The sequence below is a fragment of the Streptococcus infantis genome (assembly GCF_047465185.1).
GTDB classification, from domain to species: domain Bacteria; phylum Bacillota; class Bacilli; order Lactobacillales; family Streptococcaceae; genus Streptococcus; species Streptococcus infantis_O.
Genome location: NZ_JASHAJ010000002.1, coordinates 162894 through 180711 on the forward strand (window position 1 = coordinate 162894; position 17818 = coordinate 180711).

A 17818-nucleotide genomic window follows, 5' to 3' on the forward strand; every position below is an offset into this window, starting at 1 on the left:
CCTCCTAAGATTTTTTTATACGTCTTTTAAGCGAAACAAAGTGTCCTAAAAATTCATAAAAGATACTATCTTTTGTCCAAATGAGTAAACCAATATAACTAAGAGCTGATAAGGCCATGATAATCAGCATATTAATCAAAAAAGGTAGGTTGATAACCATCTTGACTGGATAAATAGCATTGACCAAGAAATAGATAGGAACAAATGTCAATGCGAAAAGTGAATAACGTACAGTATATTTGAAGATATGTCTTAAACTAATTAGTTTTTTCTTATGAATAAAGATAGCATAAAGTATTAGGAGAAAACTTTCCGATAACATGGTAGTAATTAGATAATACTCTGGTGTAATAATATTATTAAAATAAAGTAAACTATCTAGAATTAGGTTCAAAACACCTGCAAAAACTGTGTAGACTGTGATTCTTTTTTCAAATCCATTTGTAAAGAGGATTTGTGATCCCAAAATAGTATCAAGGGCAAGGATAATTGTACGAACTGCAAATAGAGAAGTTAGATTTGCCCCTCCAATATATTTTTCACTCCCATATAAAAGTATTGCTTGAGGTCCTAAAATCATCAAACCAAAACTAAGTGGAATGATGAAAAAGTTGAAAATGCGACTTCCTCGATTTACCAAATTTACATACTCTTCTTTTTTTCCAATACCTAGATAGTAGCTCAAGCGAGGAACACTGACTCCAATCGCACCCGTAACAACACCTGCGATAACCGTTACAATCCGTTGTGCCATCGTATAGTAACTGACGTTCACATCAACACCCGTCTTTACCAAGAATAGACGATCAAGGAAGGTAAATAACATATTGGCATTGGCAAAAATCAACATGGCTGTCAAAGGTAGGAAAAGTGGTTTAAACTCTTCTAACGAAACCTTAACAAACTGAATATCTCTCTTAATCCAAAAATAACTAATGAGATAATTGATCAGAGTTGAAAGACTCATAATCAGTGTATACACAACAATGTCATGCTCATTTTTTACAAACATAAAGATAGAGACAAGCATGAGAACACGTATGAAAGCTGTTTTATAAAATAAAAAGCTATAATTTTCAAGTGCCTCGTTCACCCATTCGATGGAGAAGATTTGAGCAATCAGTTGAACTCCCATTACCAAAAAGATCTTTTTGATGACAGGATTACTATTAAAGAATAAGGGATAGGAGAACAGATAGACAATACTTGTCAAAATCGTACAAGCTACACACAAATAAAAAAGGCTTGAAAAAACTTTATTTAATTCTTTTTTATTATCTTTTACATTACTAATAGCACGAAGCCCGTAATTATAGACTCCATAGGTCGCAAAAGGCAAGAAAAAAGACAGAATAGTATCGACAGAGTTAAAATAACCATAATCTGTACGATCTAAAACACGCGCTACATAAGTACCCGTCAAAATTGGGAAAATGATATTTAAAACACGAATACCCATATAAGCTAGGGCATTTAATTTAATACTTTTCATTCAATTTACCTCGTCGATTTATTATATCATAAAGTTAGTTAAAAAGCCTATTCAGCTAAGAATTCTATTTATTCCCTCAATGGTGAATAAAAAGAAGACCTTTCAGTCCTCTTTTTATTTTTATGTAAAACGATTTTAGATCGCAAAAGCGATAACACCTAAAACTGAACGATTGAGATTTCTCACTTCTTGCATACTTTCTTCAAATTTCTTATAGCGAGTGACACCATATTCTTCTACGAATAAAACATTCTCAAATGATAAAAGATCTTTGATATTCTGCAAATTAACAAATTGAACTCCTTCAAGATTCAACTTGTATTCTGACTTCAATTTATTCAAGATATGCTTATCTGAACTTACAATTGCTAATGGTTGGCCTTGGCACACATAATTTAGGAGTTCAGAAAGATTTTCAAGAGTTGTGATAGTTGAAACGAAATCTACTTGATAAGCAGAAAAATCACCTGCACGATTGATAGTTGGATTAAAGAGATATACTAGGATATTTGCTAAAATAACTAAGACTACACAGAGGACACCAATAATCACTAAGCGTAAAATAAGATTTTTCAAGTTAAATCCAAGAGCAACTTCTCCATTCGGAGTCAATTCTGTAGAGTTGACCGTTTCAAGTTTCTCAATCTTAACATCTGTAAAAGTAGACTTAAACTTATCAATCAAAGAGTCAAATTTACTCTCAAGGAAATCATTTACTTCCTTACTTGGAGTTAAAATTTTAACAGTTACACCTGCATCATCAATTAATGGATTGATCGTTAATTTTTTTGTCCAATAGTCACTTGCAGAATTCTTCAATGCTGTTTCTGTAGTATCTAAATCTTTTGCGATTTCTTTCATCTTATCAGAATCAACATCATTAAACAGAAAGGCACCATTGAGATTACCATCAATTAGTTTTGCATAGAAGTCACTATAGCCACCAACTTGATGATTTAAAATTGTCTTTGATGATTCTTCTGGAGCAGTTATCTTATAGGTAATATAAGTTGAATAGCTAGTAGAATCTTTGACTGTATTTTTACTTTTAACAGCTTTTAAACTAAATGGTACAGCTATGAGAGCAAATAAGGCTAGTAAAGCTAGCAAATTCACTTTACGTTTTTTATAAAGATTTGCGAACAAATCAGCTACAGAATAATGTTCAAACATGTATTTCCCCTTTTTTGATTAAGTGATGATTTTCTTTTGTAAGCATTTTTGCCACGAAAATGATAATAAGAACAATTCCCCAGAATTGCATTGTAAAAAGATTAAAGAAACTTTCTGAGAAGCTACTTCTAGGCATAAAGAATAAATTATTCAAGATTAGCAAAGATAATGCAAATAAGATTGTTCTTGAGCGATATGCCACTTGCAACATAGCTATAAAGAGCATACCAAGTAAGATACTTAGTAGAAATAGTCCCAACATACCATAATCAGTATACAATTCCATGATATAACTACTTCCAATACCATGGCCTCTTAAATATTCTTTATTTAGAACAAGATAAGATAAATTGTGGGCATAACTATTACTGTCAATCGCTAGTTCAATACTATTTGTCGTATGTTCAAATGGTTTGGCACCAAATATGATTCCGATACTACCTCTCGCAAAATAGTCAACAACCGGACCAAAAGTGAAATTTCGGAAGTCTCTATAAGGAAGACTACTATTGTACAGGAATCCTCTAGCTAAAACTCCAAAACTAGTTCCTTGTTTATAAATGAAATCGAGTAATAAATCAAAAACTCCACTATGGGACACTTGAGCATTATCACGAACATAGTTTAATGCTCCCATCGCAAGCATGAGAACAGGTGTTCCAAGATAAATAGCCATTCTTTCTTTGAAACCGATCCATTTACCTTTCTCCGTTTGTTCACGCATAAAGTAGTAAACAAAGGCAAAAATCAAACTTAGAATAAAGGGATTTCTGGTACCAATTACTAAGTGAATCAAGTTAGCCGCGATATAGGCAACTAAAACCATTGTCGCATGTGACTTTTTAGGTTTGGTTGCTAAGTAAACACACATGGCATAAACCGTGAAAGTCGATAAGATATAGGTAAAGTAGGGCAATTGACTTTCAAAATTTGCATAATAATTGTAATAAGAAGTTTGCAAACGGTATAGCAAGCGCTCAAATAGTCTAAGAAAATAAAATGGATAAGTGAGTAGAAATACACTCAATGAAACAAAACGTAATTTTTTTATATAATTGATATTTACTGTTTTTTCTACTTTTACAGGAGTCTTGCTTTTTCGAGCAAGATAATAATTCGCTATAAAGCCACCTATAGTCAATCCTAAGATAGAAACAATGACAACTAGGAAAGCAAATCGATAAGCAATTGGTTGATAGGTATCTAGCGCTCCATCTCTAAAATAATCAATGGTGGGTCTGGATACCAAAAATATAAAAATTGTGATAAAGAATATAAAGTGAATCAAATAGTATTTAATATTATTCCAGCAAAGTAGCAGACTGCTAATTAAGAGCAAAAGCAAAGTTGTCAGAAGTCCTACGTTGTTACTGGTAAACAAATAAGTGATTCCACTTATTATGGTTACGATATAGCTTAGAATCGTAACCGTTAGCAACATTCGTTTGCCATCAACCATCTCAGCCCTCCTTTTCTAATTAATTTTTTTCGACTGCTCAATATTTTTAAACAATAATATTCTATACAATCTTACATTTACAAATAAGGCTAAAGCACTAATACGTCTTCCTTTTCTAAAAATGGTATTTTTAAAAATAGCAAAGGCATGTTTTTTTAAATACCCATAAATCTTTGGATAATCTTTAAACTCTTTGAAATTCTCATCTAAAAGCATCTTATCTAAAACTACAAAATGAGCATGAGCAAGTCTAAAAAAAGCCTCTTTTTTTAATTCTGGATAGTAAGATATTACATAGTTATAAAATGTTTCATATACATCAACGCAGGATAGATCTTTTTCCGAAAAAGGTTTTGTTGTGGAACTATCACCTCTATGAAAATAATAATAGTGAGGTTTAGTATTTACGACATACTTCTTGGCTACTTTAATCAAATCAAAGTGATAATAAGCATCCTCATATATTTTTCCTATAGGAAACGATAGATGTTTTGCTATGTCTCTTTTTATTAATTTATTACAAATGCTGCCTGGAATCTTTTCTCCAACAAGATATTCACTCAAAAATTTTTTTGAATCACAAACAAAATAATCGTCTATATTTGATGACTGTGGTGTTTCACTATTCGAGTATACATTCATAACACCACAACTAGAAACATCCGCATCTTCTTTGACTAATTGTTGATATAAGGTAGCAATCATATCAGGATGAATATAATCATCTGAATCAATAAAAATTAAGTATTGGCCATTCGCTAGATCTCTTCCGTAATTTCTTGCTTGCGATTGTCCTTGATTCATTTGGTGATGAACTTTTACTCGTCTATCTGCTAATGCAAGTTCTTCTGCAATTTTCCCACTTTCATCCGTAGAACCATCATCAACGAGAATGATTTCAAGATTTTGATAGGTTTGTTGCTGAATGGATGCTATTGATTTTTCAAGGTATTGCGCCACATTATAAACAGGAACAATGACACTAATTAATGCAGTTTCCATGCTACTCCTCTATTAGTTTTTCTACTTGTTCAATTTGTTTAGCAATCGTAAATTGCTGAATAAATTGGCTGGCCTCATTGGCATCAAAATTTGATGCTGATGTCATGTAATTATCAATCGCTTGAGCTGCTTCTTCATTGCTAGCAATGATTTTACCAAATCGTCCTTCCTGAGATAATTCCTCGGCTCCCCCAACTTCGGTAGACACAAAAGGAACTCCCAGGCTCAAGGCTTCAACATAAACCCCAGGGAAACCTTCCTGTTTTGACATGGATAAGAGGACTTTCATATGAGAAAGATACTGATACGGATTTTTTTGATAACCCAGGAAATGAACGTAATCCTCAAGGTGATACTCTTTGACTCGTTCTTTCAGCTCCTCTTCCATGTCACCCGCACCTATAAAGTAGAGGTGATATTTCTTGCCTTGTTGGTGCAAAAGTCGTATAACTTCTACTACTCGGTCAGAACCTTTATTTTCTTCAATACGACCAATTGTGCAGATGCTTTGAGAGGCTATGTTTATGGTTACTTTCTCTCTTGATTTTTCCAAAATACTTTCAAAATCGTAACCATTATAGACTGTAGTCAATTTCTGTGAGTAATCTGGATAAACTTCTATGATAGAATTGCTGGTCTTCTTTGAAATTCCTACTATCGTATCAGCAGCATCTAACTGATGTCTATGAGATTCGCGTTTCGACCTATCTGTTAAAAATTCTTCAATACTTCCATGAATCCAAGAAATTTTCTTCACTTCTTTTCGTTTAGAAAATAAAAGAGGAGGATTCATGATGGTAAAAGACACCTCTACATCATATTGATCTTCTACAAGCAATCGTCTTGTAAATCTTGGGAAATAAATTCTCAATCTCCACAAAAGCGCTCTTAACCATCTTGGTTGGCGGTAATCTTGTAAGGATTTTAAAATTCTCACATTTTTAGGTACTTGTTCGTATCCTTTGTCAAAATGTTCCATTTCAAGGATGTCAATATCATACTTTTCAGGATCCAAATTTGAAACAATCGTTGAAAGGATTTTTTCTGCACCTCCGCCTAGAGAGAAAGACCACATAAAAAATAAAATTTTTTTCTTATCCACCATATTCTCCCATATATTCTCTATAACTCTTATCCATATCTGCTATGACGGCATCGTGGTGAGGGACTTGCTTATCAGCTGGAGGCGGCGTCATGTAATCACCAAAAGCTGTACTGAGATAGGCATCGTAACCAACTGGAATAGGCATTTCTGTCCCTTCGAATGGTAAGAAAATGCTATCTTCAAAGGCTTGAATTGGGTATTTCTTCTTCATGTAACCTGGACCTGAGCATAATTCTGTGATGCCATCACTTTCAGCTGGTCCATACTTGGTCATTTCTTTTTCAGCCTTTTTCCAGATACGATAGCGAAGGGCTTTAGGAGTTACTCCTAGTAAAATGGTACTACCCCACTTCATAAGAGCCCCATGCTTTTCCGGAATAGTTTGTGCACAGAAGAGGGAATAAATCAAAGCCCAACGGACCTGTTTCTTGCGCTCTGCTGGATTTTTAGGGTAGTAGTCCAAGGGAAGAACATCTAAAGCCAAGCCGTGTGGTAAATCCAAATCTTTTTGATAAGGCTTGATACAAGTCGTCTCCTTATCGCGAATGGTGATAAAGAGGTTACGGTCTACATAGTCTTTAGAACTCTTTGATAGGAAATAACGTTCATCTGCATATTGAGGCCATAGCTCTGCTAGTTTTTCATAGTCCTTACGGGGCATAAAGAAGTCCAAATCATCATCCCATGGGATAAAACCTTTATGTCGTAAAGCTCCAATTGCTCCTCCGCCACACAAATAACAGAGCAAGCCATGTTCTTTACAAAAGGCGACAAAATATTCAGCCATCTCTAAGCTACGGGCTTGAATTACCTTTAAATCACTCATCTCGTTCTCATCCTCTTCTATAGAATTACATCATTTCATTATACCATAAAAATGGTCAAAAAATCCATCTAACCATGTGAAAAATCAAAGCCCGAGAACACCTATTTTATTAGATGTTTCAAGCTTTGATTTAGTTTTTATTATCATCTAAATCCCATTTGAGCTAATTTTTTCTGATAGGCTTCTTGGTCAATACGAAGTGACTGACCTCCATAGACATCATAGTCATCTACCCAGTCTCCAAGTTCCGGTACTGTTAGTCTTTCAATACCGTTCTGACCTCCCTCAAGAACGGATAATCCGTTGGTCAATATAAAAGTATAAGGAAGGTTTGTGGATGTCATAGCAAATACTTTACCAAGAGCTTCTGAACCTGTGAAAAGTTTTGTTGGATCTTTAATTTGCTGTAAAACAGCTGTCATGACTTGTTGCTGTCTACGAGTACGACCATAGTCCCCTTCATCATCATCGCGGAAACGTGCATAGTTAAGGAGAGTTGAACCATTCATTTGTTGTGTTCCGACTTTAATAGTTTGTGTTGGTGATTCTGTTTCTGTCGCATGCAAGTCATCACCAACTGTTGCTTCTGTAACTGGAACTCCATTTAGAGTTGAAAATTGAGCATCAATAGTCACACCATCGGGGAAAAGGGTGTCAATGGCAGTCGCAAAAGCTTGGAAATCAACAAGGGCATAGTATTTGATATCTAGGTCAAAGTTATCTTTAAGGACCTTACGCACCATTTCAGCCCCTTGTTTTCCTTCTTGTTCCCCCAATTCGTAGGCCAAGTTCAACTTGTGGTCAGTTTGTTTTTGTCCGTTAATAACTTGGCTATAACCATCAATATAAACTAGGTTATCTCGCATAAAACTTACAAGCTTAAGTTTTTTATCCTTACCACTTACATTTAGAACCATAATGGAATCTGTCCGTGTTTCTGCACTATTCTGTCCAATACGGCCGTCTGTCCCTAAAATAAGAATATTGACACCATCTCTTGTATCCTGTCCATTGAAGACTTCAACTTGAGCAGCCTTGGCATCTTTTGATCCACTTGAGCCATTCGGATTGGCTGATTGGAAACCTTTCAGGAACATGAAAATCATTCCTACTGCAGCACAAAGCAATAGCATTCCTAACCAAGCAAGTATGCGTTTAAATCGAAAGACTCTTTTTTTCTTTGGTTTCTTCTGCTTAGGAATCTTGGCTTTTGGTTGAGGTAGACTACTACGTCGACTAGCTCGGCTACGATTTGTATAACTCGGTAGACCTGTATTAGATTCCGTATAGTCCTGATAGTCTTGATTTTCTGCTTCTTCTACGACAACTGAACGAGCTTCTTGTGGACCATCCAGCTTAGCTTGTAAAAAAGCAAACTCTCTCTTTTCTTTCTCATTCAAATAATGAATATTTTTCAAGAGATAGTCATAGCGTAATTTTTCATGGTGTGTCAGAGGATTTTCTCTAGTCATTCCTTCTCCTTCCCTTTATCCTGTATGGTATAGATAGGGTAAGCTCCAAGTATTTTATACTGGATACCAATCGTTTCTAGTTCTTTTTGAGCAAAATGGACCAGTTCTTTATCAGTATAAGCGACATCAATGATAAAAAAGTATTCCCCCAAGGCAGTTTTTAGGGGACGACTCTCAATCTTCGTCAGATCAATTCCGCGCCAAGCAAAGGTAGAAAGAGCCTTATACAATGCACCAGGTAGATTATCTGGCAAGGTCAAGGCTAAGCTCATCTTTTCAGAATCTGCATTCAAGGGAATTTGTGGTAAGTTAGGTCCCAAAACCCAAAAACGCGTGAAATTAGCTTCCATTTCTTGAATATCTTGAGCGACTAATTCTAGTCCATATTCCTCAGCAGAGCTCTTGGGAGCAATAGCTGCAAAAGGTTGATCCGGATGTTCGGAAACATACCGCGCGGCGTAGGCTGTACTGGCAGTGACTTCTAATTGAGCATTCGGATAATGTTCATCGATAAATTTCTTCCCTTGAGCCAATGCCTGTGGATGAGAAAAGATTTTTTCAATTCTAGACTGGCCTGGCACTGCCATTAGCTGTTGATGAATTGGCTGAACAATCTCTGCTACAGCCTGAATTCGAGCTTGATGAAAAAGATAGTCCAAGGTTTCATGAACACTACCTTCTATGGAGTTTTCAACTGGCACTACTGAATAATCTACCAAGCCCTGTTCATAGGCCTTGATAACATCTGTAATATTTGAAAATGGCTCTAGTTCCTCATGAGGAAAAGCCGTTTGCACTACATGGTGCGAAAAAGACCCTTTGGGACCTAGGTAGGCAATTTTCATTTCAGTTCCTCTATAATTTCATCTGGGTTTAAACTTGATACATCTACAACCTGACTAGCCACTTCCTCATACCAAGCCTGTCTTTCTTTAAAAATTGCAAGCAATTCTTCCTTGCTATTTTTTAAAAATAGTGGACGTTGATTGTCCTTATCAGCTGAGATTCGCTGGTACAGGATCTCAAAATCGGCTTTGAGGTAGATGTTGTCTGAGTTCTGCTTGAGCAAGGCACGATTACGTGGCGAAATAACAATCCCTCCGCCTGTAGAAATAACTTTATCTGTCTTTAGCAAGTCAGCTAGGACTTCTTCTTCTAGTTGGCGGAAGGCTGCCTCTCCTTTTTCTTCAAAGAAACGAGCAATCGGCATCCCCAGTCGGTCTACCAGCAAGGCATCCATATCTACGAAGTCAGAATCCAGCTTTCTAGCAATAGTAGTTTTTCCTGAACCCATAAAACCTAGTAAAACCTTAGCCATGAATCAAAGTCTCCAAATCATCAAAGAAACTTGGATAGCTTGTGTTGATAGCTTCGGCACGATCCAATTCGACCTCTCCATCCGCAACTAAGAGAGCTGCAATGGCTGTCATCATACCGATACGGTGGTCTCCAAAGGTATTGACTCTAGCGCCATGGAGGGTAGATTTCCCTTTGATAATCATTCCGTCTGCTGTAGGAGTAATAGTTGCTCCCATGCTATTTAAAGCATCCGCAACAACTTGAATGCGATCCGTTTCTTTAACCTTGAGTTCTTCTGCATCTTTGATAACTGTTTGACCTTGAGCTTGGGTAGCAAGGAGCGCGATAATCGGCAATTCATCAATTAAACGTGGAATCAAGGCCCCGCCAATCTCTGTTCCCTTCAAATCTGAAGTTTCAACAGTCAAGGTTGCAGATTTGGCAATTGGATCCATATCAGTAATCTCTAATTTCCCACCCATAGCTCGGATAACATCGATAATACCTGTACGTGTTTCATTAATACCGACATTCTTAAGTACCACTCGAGAATTTGGCACAATCAAACCTGCTACTAACCAAAAGGCTGCACTAGAAATATCTCCTGGCACGACAACCTTTTGTCCACTTAGTTTCTGTGGCCCTTGAACAGTGATTTTCTTACCATCGACACTCAAATCACCTCCGAATTGTTGGAGCATATCTTCTGTGTGATTACGAGTGCACTCCTTCTCGATAATGACTGACTGGCCGTGAGCCTGCAATGCTGCAAAAATCAAGGCTGACTTGACTTGAGCAGAGGCAATTGGCAATTCATATTGAATAGGTTTTAAGCTTTTTGTTCCTTTTAAGTGCAACGGTGGCAAGTCTCGCTCTGTCTGACCAGAAATGCTAACTCCCATCTTTTTCAAGGGAAGGGTCACACGATCCATGGGGCGTTTAGAAAGACTATCATCTCCAAACATCTCTACTTCAAAGTCTGCACCAGCAAGTACGCCTGAAATCAAACGAATAGATGTCCCAGAATTCCCCATATCCAGAGCTTTCTGAGGTGCTTTCAATCCATTCATCCCAACACCTTGAATTGTAACGACACCGTCCTTATCCTCAATCTCTACGCCGAGGTCACGAAATACCTGCATGGTTGACAAGACATCTTCACCACGCAAGATATCATAAACCTTGGTTTCTCCCTCAGCTAAGCTTCCAAAAATAATCGAGCGATGACTGATGGACTTATCCCCAGGTACGCGAATACTACCATTTAAGTGCTTAATGTTTGTTTTTAATTTCATACGGGCCCTCATACTGACAATACTTTTTCTTATTTTATCATAAAAAGTCAGAAATTTCTTAAAAATTCCTGACTTTATGAGGTGAATTCTTATTTTAAAAGTTCTGAAATTGGTTCAAAGACAATTTTTTCAATATCAGAAAGGTAGATAGAAAGTTGTTGCTGTTTGGCAAAGAATTCTGACAAGAGAGAGTTCCCTTGAATCTGCTTGCCAAAACTTTCCATTTTTTCTTGGAAAGAAGCATCTGGAATTTGACCAGTTTGTGCCATGATTTGGATTTCATGTTGAAAAGCAATATAATCTGCAAAAATTTTGCTTGCTTCTGCATCCGCTTGGATGGCATCTCTAGCTTCTTTAACTGCCTTGTATTCAGGCAATTCGCGTAGTCCACGACTTAGTGCATTTGCACTATCATAAATATTTGACATAATTGTCCTCCTTATTTAATAACGACTGTGTAGTCAGTATTTTCTGTAATGACTTGCTCAGCTCTTTCCAAGTCCTGAGCATTCTTAAAGGAAATTTGCAGAATCCCGTGAACATCCTCACGGTTTTCCTCATTGATATGGATATTGACCAAAGAAGTTCCACGTAGCAATTCCAAGATGCGTAAAATCACATCTTCCTCATCGGGAACATCTACATAAAGGTCAAATGAGCTGTCTACTCCTCCGCGTTTATGGATTTCCATAGCTTGACGTTGCTCACGCGCTTGATTGAAAAAATTCCAGATTTGGCTTTCATCACCTACACTGATAGCTTGTCCAATATCGTCCAAACGACCCTTGAAGTCCTCGATGCGTTCAATAATGGTATCCCGATTGGATAAGAGGATAGAAGTCCACATACCAGGCTCACTTTCGGCAATCCGAGTCATATCTCGAAATCCACCGGCCGCAAAGCGTCGCGCCATTTCATGCTCTTCAGCATAACTTGCAGTTTGTTCCATCAGACCTGATGCTAAGATATGCGGAAAATGGCTAATCTGAGAAGTCACTCGGTCATGCTCTTCAGCATCAATTTCAATGAAACGAGCATGAAGACCTGACAGCAAGTCTCTCATTTCTTCGAGCGTAGCCGGAGTTGTCAGACTAGATGGCGTGAAGATATAATAGGCGTTTTCAAAAAGATTAACATCTGCAGAGGCCGCTCCTGTCTTATGGCTCCCTGCCATAGGATGGGCCCCCACAAAGCGAACAGACTTATCAGCAAAACATTTTTCAGCTGTAGCCACGATAGCTGACTTGGTCGATCCAGCATCAGAAATAATGACACCTTCTTTCAAGTCCAAGTTGCCCAATTCCTTAATAAAGGCAATAGTTTGCTTGATTGGCAGGCTAAGAATGATGACGTCTGCAAGTGGAGCAAAACTGGCAAAATCATCCGTCGCTCGGTCAATCATTCCTCTCTCCAAGGCAATATCTCTAGACGCTTGACTACGATTATATCCTAAAATTTCATAATCAGGATGATCCCGCTTGATTCCGAGTGCCATGGAAGCACCAATCAAACCTAGTCCTGCAATATAGATGGTTTTTGCCATAAGAACTCCTTAATAATTCTTTGTATACTCCCGATGTTTTGCAACAGCTTCTTTTAATTCTTCCAGATTATCAGAGGAGAATTTCTCAAGGATTTCTTGAGCCAAAACCGTTGCTACGACTGCCTCCATAACGACACCTGCTGCTGGAAGAGCAGTAGGATCACTTCTCTCTACTGTTGCTTTATAAGGCTCATGAGTTTCAATATCGACACTCATCAACGGCTTATAAAGAGTAGGAATTGGCTTCATAACTCCACGAACGATAATCGGTTGGCCGTTGGTCATACCACCTTCGAAACCTCCAAGGTTATTAGTCCGACGAGTATAGCCATCTTCTGATGACCAGAGGATTTCATCCATGACTTGGCTACCCTTAAGATGGCCTGCTTTAAAACCAAGACCAAACTCAACTCCCTTAAAGGCATTGATAGAAACAACAGCTTGAGCTAGCCTTGCATCTAGTTTACGATCCCATTGGACATAAGAACCAAGACCAACCGGAACACCTCCGACAACTGTTTCTACAACACCTCCGATGGTATCCCCATCTCGCTTAATCTGGTCAATATAGTCCTTAATCTCCTGCTCACGTTCTTGGTTGACGATAGAAACTTCAGACTGGGCAGCCAGTTTCTTAATCTCTGAGACTGTTAAGTTTTCTGGAACATTGATTTCCTTACCACCGAAGATAACAACATGGTTAGCAATTTCGACATCAAGCTCAGCTAAAAGCCGCTTGGCTACTGCTCCAACTGCAACCCGCATAGTTGTTTCACGGGCAGATGAACGTTCCAAAGAATTTCGCAAATCATCAAAGCGGTATTTGATGCCCCCAACCAAGTCCGCGTGACCTGGACGAGGATGTGTGATTTTTCGTTTACTTTTGAGTTTGTCCTCAATATCCTCGGCAGACATGATATCTAGCCATTTTTGATGGTCTTTGTTAATGACATCCATGGTAATGGGAGCCCCTGTCGTCTTCCCGTGGCGAACACCAGAAGTAAAGACAACTTGGTCACTTTCAATCTTCATTCGTCCACCACGTCCGTATCCACCTTGGCGACGTTTGAGATCCTCATTAATATCTTCTGCAGTCAAAGGCAGTCCTGCTGGAATTCCTTCAATAATTGCTGTCAGACGAGGACCATGTGACTCTCCTGCTGTTAAATATCTCATACATTCTCCTTATTTTACTAAGTAATCTTTCATTTCTTCGAGAAAAACTGGGTGAATCATCGCTGAACCAAGTTCTGGCACCAAAACTAATTTCATGGTATTGCCACGCGCTTTTTTGTCATGAGTCAAAGCCTGATAGAGCTTGTCAACATCCCAGTTTTCATAATCAACAGGAAGACCAAACTTCTGACACATCTCTCGGATAGACTGAGTTATTCCAGCTGGCATGAGTCCTTTTTCTTCTGCTACCTTAGAGACCTGAACCATTCCCATAGCTACTGCCTCACCGTGCATGACTTTTCCATAACCAGCAGTTGCTTCGATGGCATGGCCAATTGTGTGACCAAAGTTGAGATATAAACGAATGCCATTATCCAACTCATCCTCAACCACCATCTTGCGCTTAACCTGACAAGAATGCTCAATCAAACTCTCGGAATGTTCCAATATGCTTTCGACAGAACCATCCATATCAGATAATAGGTCCCAAAGCTCAGGATCTTCGATGAGGCCATACTTGATGACTTCGCCCATTCCTTCAATTAACTCTCTCTTACCCAAGGTCTCAAGAACAGTTGAGTCAATCAAAACACCATCCGGTTGAGCAAAAGTCCCCACCATATTCTTGGCAAAAGGAGTATTCACTCCTGTCTTACCCCCGATTGAAGAGTCAACTTGAGCTGTCAAGCTAGTCGGAATTTGAACAAAGTGAATACCTCGCATATAGGTTGAGGCTACAAATCCAGCTAAATCACCAACTACACCACCACCTAAAGCTACGATTCCGTCACTGCGAGTCAAGTCTTGCTTAACTAGAAATTCATAAGCCTTTTGAACCGTGGTTAGATTTTTTCGCCCTTCACCCTCTAGAAAGTCAAAAACTGCCACTTGAAAGCCAGCATCCGCCAAACTCAATTTAACCTTTTCTGCATAGAGTGAAGCCACACGGTTATCCGTTATGATAACAATCTTTTGTGGTTGCCAAAGTTCACGCAACCATTTTCCTGCTTGAGACAAGCATCCTTTTTCAATCTGAATATCGTAAGGATGATGTGGAAGGTCTATTCTAATTTTCATAGCAGGTCTCCTTTTTCTTTATTGGTACTTTTGTTTTAATAATTCCCAGATTTGATCTGTTGGCATTTCCTTGCCTGTCCATAACTCAAAAGCTTCAGCAGCTTGGTAAAGCAACATGCCCAGGCCATTAACAGCATGATTTCCCTGGTTTCTTGCCCATTTTAAAAACGGTGTTTCAAAGGGTTGATAAATCACATCTGCTACCAAGAGCTTCTCTGGTAAAACGATGCTGGTCGGGATCGGCTGAGAGAATCCATCCATGCCCACACTAGTAGCATTAACCAAGAGGTCGGCTTGAGTGATGCTGTCTTGAAGCTCTTGAACATCCTCTAATGCCAATAAATCTACTCTAAATCCAGTCGTATTCTGTATTTTTTCTAAGTAAGGTCTTGTTTTTTCCATGGATGAAGAACGAACAAAGACAGAAATCTGACTCACTCCATCCAAGATTGCCTGTGCCAAAATTGCCTTGGCTGCACCGCCTGCTCCTAACAAAACCAGTCTTTTCCTTGATATTTTAAAAGAAGGCAAGCTCTTAAAGAATCCCTTGCCATCTGTGTTATATCCAATTAATGTTCCTTCTCGATTCACAACTGTATTAACTGCACCAATTAAACAAGCCTCTTCGCTCAACTGGTCCAGATAAGGAATCACTTGTTCCTTGTAAGGCATGGAAAGATTGATTCCATACATCTGGTAGCGACGAATATTAGCAACTGTTTCTGCTAGTTCAGTCGCATCTACTTCCCAAGCAAGATAAACACCATTGGTATTGGTTGCTTCAAAAGCGCTATTGTGAATAAAGGGAGAAATGGAGTGTTTGATAGGATTTGCGACTACAGCTGCTAAACGTGTGTAGCCATCAATCTTCATTTAGAAGCTCCCTAATTTTTTTCATGCTAGATAGTGAAATTTGTCCTGGAGCACTAGCTTCATCTAGACTTGCAAAAGACCAACTAGAACCAGTCACATCTGAAGTAATACGAGAGACCTTGCCCACTTTTCCCATAGAAATCGTTACATATTCTTGTTCAGGATTCAGTGTTTTAAAGCCACGTGTAAAGTTCATCAGATCCAACACATCTTGTTCTGTATTAGCCATAACAGCTATTTTCACAACTTTAGGATTTAAACTTGTTAACTCAGACAATATTTCCATTAGATTTTCAGGTGTCTCTTGGAAGTTATGGTAGCTCAAGACAAGATTTGGAAAGTCCAACATCTGATCAAAAACATCCTTGTAGCTGAAATACTCAAAATCAATATAATCTGGTTGATAAAGCTGGGCCACTTCCTTGATAATTTGAACATACTCTTCTGAAGAGAGCTCAATTTGACCACCCTCAGAACGAGTACGTAAAGTAAAAACAAGCTCACGACCTGCAAATTTTTCAAAAATAGCTGGCGCTACCTGCAAGATAGCTTCCTTGGGTAAGAAGTCTGCTCTCCACTCAATGATATCTGCATCATGATACCGCATAACATCAATAGCCTGAGCCTCTTCTATACTTCTTGGCATGACAGAAACAATTAATTTCATTTACTAACCTTCATGGTAATCACTTTGAGGTAATTACTACTTTCATCTTTTTCATTGTAGACAAAGTCTGCTGGAAGTCCATATTTATGAAGGACCTGATACTTTCTACCTGCAAATCCTTTGTCGATTTGTTCTGTGAATTTTTGACGGGAAACATTAGCCGCATTGGTACTAGCAATAATGATTCCACCTGGGTTTAAAATCTCTAGGCTTTGGGAAATCAACTTATGATAATCCTTAGCTACAGAGAATGTTTGTTTTTTATTTCGGGCAAAGCTAGGCGGATCCAGAACAATCACGTCATAGCTTAAACCTTTTCTTTTAGCATATTTAAAATATTCAAAGACATCCATGACAAGCAGTCGATGATTGTCTAGACTCAAACCATTGGCATGAAAATGAGCTTCTGATAGTTCTCTTGAACGTTTGGCTAGGTCTACAGAGGTTGTTTCACTAGCTCCTCCCATAGCTGCAGCGACTGAGAAGGCCGCTGTGTAGGAAAACATATTGAGTAAGGATTTCCCCATTGCTAAACCATCAACTAAGCTCCCACGAACTTCATGCTGATCCAAGAAAATTCCTGTCATAAGGCCGTCATTCATAAAGACTTGGTACAAGACTCCATTCTCGAGAACAGTGAAATATTCAGCTGCTTCTTGACCATAGATATGGGCAGACTCATAGTCTAGACCTTTAAAGCGAATCTTTTCATAGGCACCTAAGACTTCCGGGAATACCTGAGAGAAGGCTGCAATAATCTCTTGGCGAAGACTATAAATATAGGAGTTGTACCAAGAGAAAACAACATAATCTCCATAGAGATCCAGCGTCATTCCACCAAAACCATCACCTTCTTGATTAAACAAACGAAAGGCAGTTGTCAACTCATCTTGATAGTAGGAAGAACGTTTTTTTTTGGCTTGCTTAAACAAACTTTCAAAGAAGGTTTGTTTAAAAGAAATGTTCTGGTTAGATACAAACCAGCCAATTCCCTTATTTTGACGGGATAAATAAGCCTTCCCTAAAAATTCTTTGCTTTGGCTGAAAAGTTCAACTTCCTGATCAGTTTCAGATAAGTCTGGAAAATCAACTTCTTCCAAAAGAACCTGACCTTTGCGAAGCTTTTTTTCGACACGCCGACTGACGAATATTTTATTCATAGATACAATTATATCAAATTTGTTGAAAATTCACAAAGTAGAAAGTGATTTCTCCATTGATGTCATAGGAACTATCCAAGCTTTTTGTTTCTGCTTGATGATTTCTAAATGAGAATGGTCATTTGTGTTGAGAAATTTCATTCTATTACCGTAAAAATAGACATTCACATCCTGAGGTCTATTTTTGTAGCGCAAACGT

At 38.1% G+C, this 17818-nt stretch carries 17 protein-coding genes; all 17 read right to left on the reverse strand.

What is annotated here, in order from left to right; all coding sequences use genetic code 11:
- Positions 1 to 4 precede the first annotated feature (4 nt).
- Positions 5 to 1492 (reverse strand): oligosaccharide flippase family protein, encoded by a 1488-nt coding sequence (locus QM382_RS04260; RefSeq protein ID WP_414272567.1) that lies wholly within the window; start codon positions 1490 to 1492, stop codon positions 5 to 7.
- 135 nt (positions 1493 to 1627) lie between these two features.
- The gene (locus tag QM382_RS04265) at positions 1628 to 2665 is read right to left on the reverse strand and encodes a prephenate dehydratase (RefSeq protein WP_414272568.1); all 1038 of its coding nucleotides are present in this window, start codon (positions 2663 to 2665) and stop codon (positions 1628 to 1630) included.
- A complete protein-coding gene (locus QM382_RS04270; protein ID WP_414272569.1) occupies positions 2658 to 4124 on the reverse strand; it encodes an O-antigen polysaccharide polymerase Wzy family protein in 1467 nt (488 codons plus the stop codon). Before QM382_RS04270 ends, QM382_RS04265 begins: the two co-directional genes overlap by 8 nt.
- A gap of 15 nt (positions 4125 to 4139) precedes the next feature.
- Positions 4140 to 5126 carry a glycosyltransferase family 2 protein gene (locus tag QM382_RS04275; RefSeq protein WP_414272570.1) on the reverse strand — a complete coding sequence of 329 codons (987 nt, stop codon included), beginning with the start codon at positions 5124 to 5126 and terminating at the stop codon, positions 4140 to 4142.
- A 1-nt stretch (position 5127) separates the two neighbouring features.
- Positions 5128 to 6231, reverse strand: coding sequence for a glycosyltransferase (locus QM382_RS04280; protein ID WP_414272571.1), 1104 nt, complete (start codon positions 6229 to 6231; stop codon positions 5128 to 5130).
- Complete coding sequence (locus QM382_RS04285; RefSeq protein WP_414272572.1) at positions 6221 to 7057, reverse strand: LicD family protein; 837 nt, start codon at positions 7055 to 7057, stop codon at positions 6221 to 6223. The genes QM382_RS04280 and QM382_RS04285 overlap by 11 nt, the downstream gene beginning before the upstream one ends.
- Before the next feature lie 143 nt (positions 7058 to 7200).
- Complete coding sequence (locus QM382_RS04290; RefSeq protein ID WP_414272573.1) at positions 7201 to 8529, reverse strand: LCP family protein; 1329 nt, start codon at positions 8527 to 8529, stop codon at positions 7201 to 7203.
- Positions 8526 to 9374 (reverse strand): prephenate dehydratase, encoded by an 849-nt coding sequence (pheA, locus tag QM382_RS04295; protein WP_414272574.1) that lies wholly within the window; start codon positions 9372 to 9374, stop codon positions 8526 to 8528. Before pheA ends, QM382_RS04290 begins: the two co-directional genes overlap by 4 nt.
- A complete protein-coding gene (locus tag QM382_RS04300; protein ID WP_414272575.1) occupies positions 9371 to 9847 on the reverse strand; it encodes a shikimate kinase in 477 nt (158 codons plus the stop codon). The genes pheA and QM382_RS04300 overlap by 4 nt, the downstream gene beginning before the upstream one ends.
- Positions 9840 to 11123, reverse strand: a complete 1284-nt coding sequence (gene aroA / locus QM382_RS04305; RefSeq protein ID WP_414272576.1) for a 3-phosphoshikimate 1-carboxyvinyltransferase — start codon at positions 11121 to 11123, stop codon at positions 9840 to 9842. The genes QM382_RS04300 and aroA overlap by 8 nt, the downstream gene beginning before the upstream one ends.
- Positions 11124 to 11212: 89 nt before the next feature.
- Positions 11213 to 11551, reverse strand: a complete 339-nt coding sequence (locus QM382_RS04310) for a YlbF/YmcA family competence regulator (RefSeq protein ID WP_036757185.1) — start codon at positions 11549 to 11551, stop codon at positions 11213 to 11215.
- 11 nt (positions 11552 to 11562) lie between these two features.
- Entirely contained in the window at positions 11563 to 12666 is a 1104-nt protein-coding gene (locus QM382_RS04315) for a prephenate dehydrogenase (protein WP_414272577.1), read from the reverse strand.
- 9 nt (positions 12667 to 12675) lie between these two features.
- Positions 12676 to 13842 carry a chorismate synthase gene (aroC, locus tag QM382_RS04320; RefSeq protein ID WP_414272578.1) on the reverse strand — a complete coding sequence of 389 codons (1167 nt, stop codon included), beginning with the start codon at positions 13840 to 13842 and terminating at the stop codon, positions 12676 to 12678.
- Positions 13843 to 13851: 9 nt separating this feature from the next.
- On the reverse strand, positions 13852 to 14919 hold the full coding sequence (gene aroB / locus QM382_RS04325; RefSeq protein WP_414272579.1) for a 3-dehydroquinate synthase: 1068 nt from the start codon (positions 14917 to 14919) through the stop codon (positions 13852 to 13854).
- 18 nt (positions 14920 to 14937) lie between these two features.
- On the reverse strand, positions 14938 to 15792 hold the full coding sequence (locus QM382_RS04330) for a shikimate dehydrogenase (protein ID WP_004252230.1): 855 nt from the start codon (positions 15790 to 15792) through the stop codon (positions 14938 to 14940).
- Positions 15782 to 16459 (reverse strand): type I 3-dehydroquinate dehydratase, encoded by a 678-nt coding sequence (gene aroD, locus QM382_RS04335; protein WP_045614175.1) that lies wholly within the window; start codon positions 16457 to 16459, stop codon positions 15782 to 15784. The genes QM382_RS04330 and aroD overlap by 11 nt, the downstream gene beginning before the upstream one ends.
- Positions 16456 to 17619, reverse strand: a complete 1164-nt coding sequence (locus QM382_RS04340) for a class I SAM-dependent rRNA methyltransferase (RefSeq protein ID WP_414272580.1) — start codon at positions 17617 to 17619, stop codon at positions 16456 to 16458. Before QM382_RS04340 ends, aroD begins: the two co-directional genes overlap by 4 nt.
- Positions 17620 to 17818: the final 199 nt, after the last annotated feature.

Coding starts and splice junctions, on each gene's coding strand:
- QM382_RS04260 (WP_414272567.1), bottom strand. CDS start 1,492: ATGAAAAGTATTAAATTAAATGCCCTAGCTTATATGGGTATTCGTGTT.
- QM382_RS04265 (WP_414272568.1), bottom strand. CDS start 2,665: ATGTTTGAACATTATTCTGTAGCTGATTTGTTCGCAAATCTTTATAAA.
- QM382_RS04270 (WP_414272569.1), bottom strand. CDS start 4,124: ATGGTTGATGGCAAACGAATGTTGCTAACGGTTACGATTCTAAGCTAT.
- QM382_RS04275 (WP_414272570.1), bottom strand. CDS start 5,126: ATGGAAACTGCATTAATTAGTGTCATTGTTCCTGTTTATAATGTGGCG.
- QM382_RS04280 (WP_414272571.1), bottom strand. CDS start 6,231: ATGGTGGATAAGAAAAAAATTTTATTTTTTATGTGGTCTTTCTCTCTA.
- QM382_RS04285 (WP_414272572.1), bottom strand. CDS start 7,057: ATGAGTGATTTAAAGGTAATTCAAGCCCGTAGCTTAGAGATGGCTGAA.
- QM382_RS04290 (WP_414272573.1), bottom strand. CDS start 8,529: ATGACTAGAGAAAATCCTCTGACACACCATGAAAAATTACGCTATGAC.
- pheA (WP_414272574.1), bottom strand. CDS start 9,374: ATGAAAATTGCCTACCTAGGTCCCAAAGGGTCTTTTTCGCACCATGTA.
- QM382_RS04300 (WP_414272575.1), bottom strand. CDS start 9,847: ATGGCTAAGGTTTTACTAGGTTTTATGGGTTCAGGAAAAACTACTATT.
- aroA (WP_414272576.1), bottom strand. CDS start 11,123: ATGAAATTAAAAACAAACATTAAGCACTTAAATGGTAGTATTCGCGTA.
- QM382_RS04310 (WP_036757185.1), bottom strand. CDS start 11,551: ATGTCAAATATTTATGATAGTGCAAATGCACTAAGTCGTGGACTACGC.
- QM382_RS04315 (WP_414272577.1), bottom strand. CDS start 12,666: ATGGCAAAAACCATCTATATTGCAGGACTAGGTTTGATTGGTGCTTCC.
- aroC (WP_414272578.1), bottom strand. CDS start 13,842: ATGAGATATTTAACAGCAGGAGAGTCACATGGTCCTCGTCTGACAGCA.
- aroB (WP_414272579.1), bottom strand. CDS start 14,919: ATGAAAATTAGAATAGACCTTCCACATCATCCTTACGATATTCAGATT.
- QM382_RS04330 (WP_004252230.1), bottom strand. CDS start 15,792: ATGAAGATTGATGGCTACACACGTTTAGCAGCTGTAGTCGCAAATCCT.
- aroD (WP_045614175.1), bottom strand. CDS start 16,459: ATGAAATTAATTGTTTCTGTCATGCCAAGAAGTATAGAAGAGGCTCAG.
- QM382_RS04340 (WP_414272580.1), bottom strand. CDS start 17,619: ATGAATAAAATATTCGTCAGTCGGCGTGTCGAAAAAAAGCTTCGCAAA.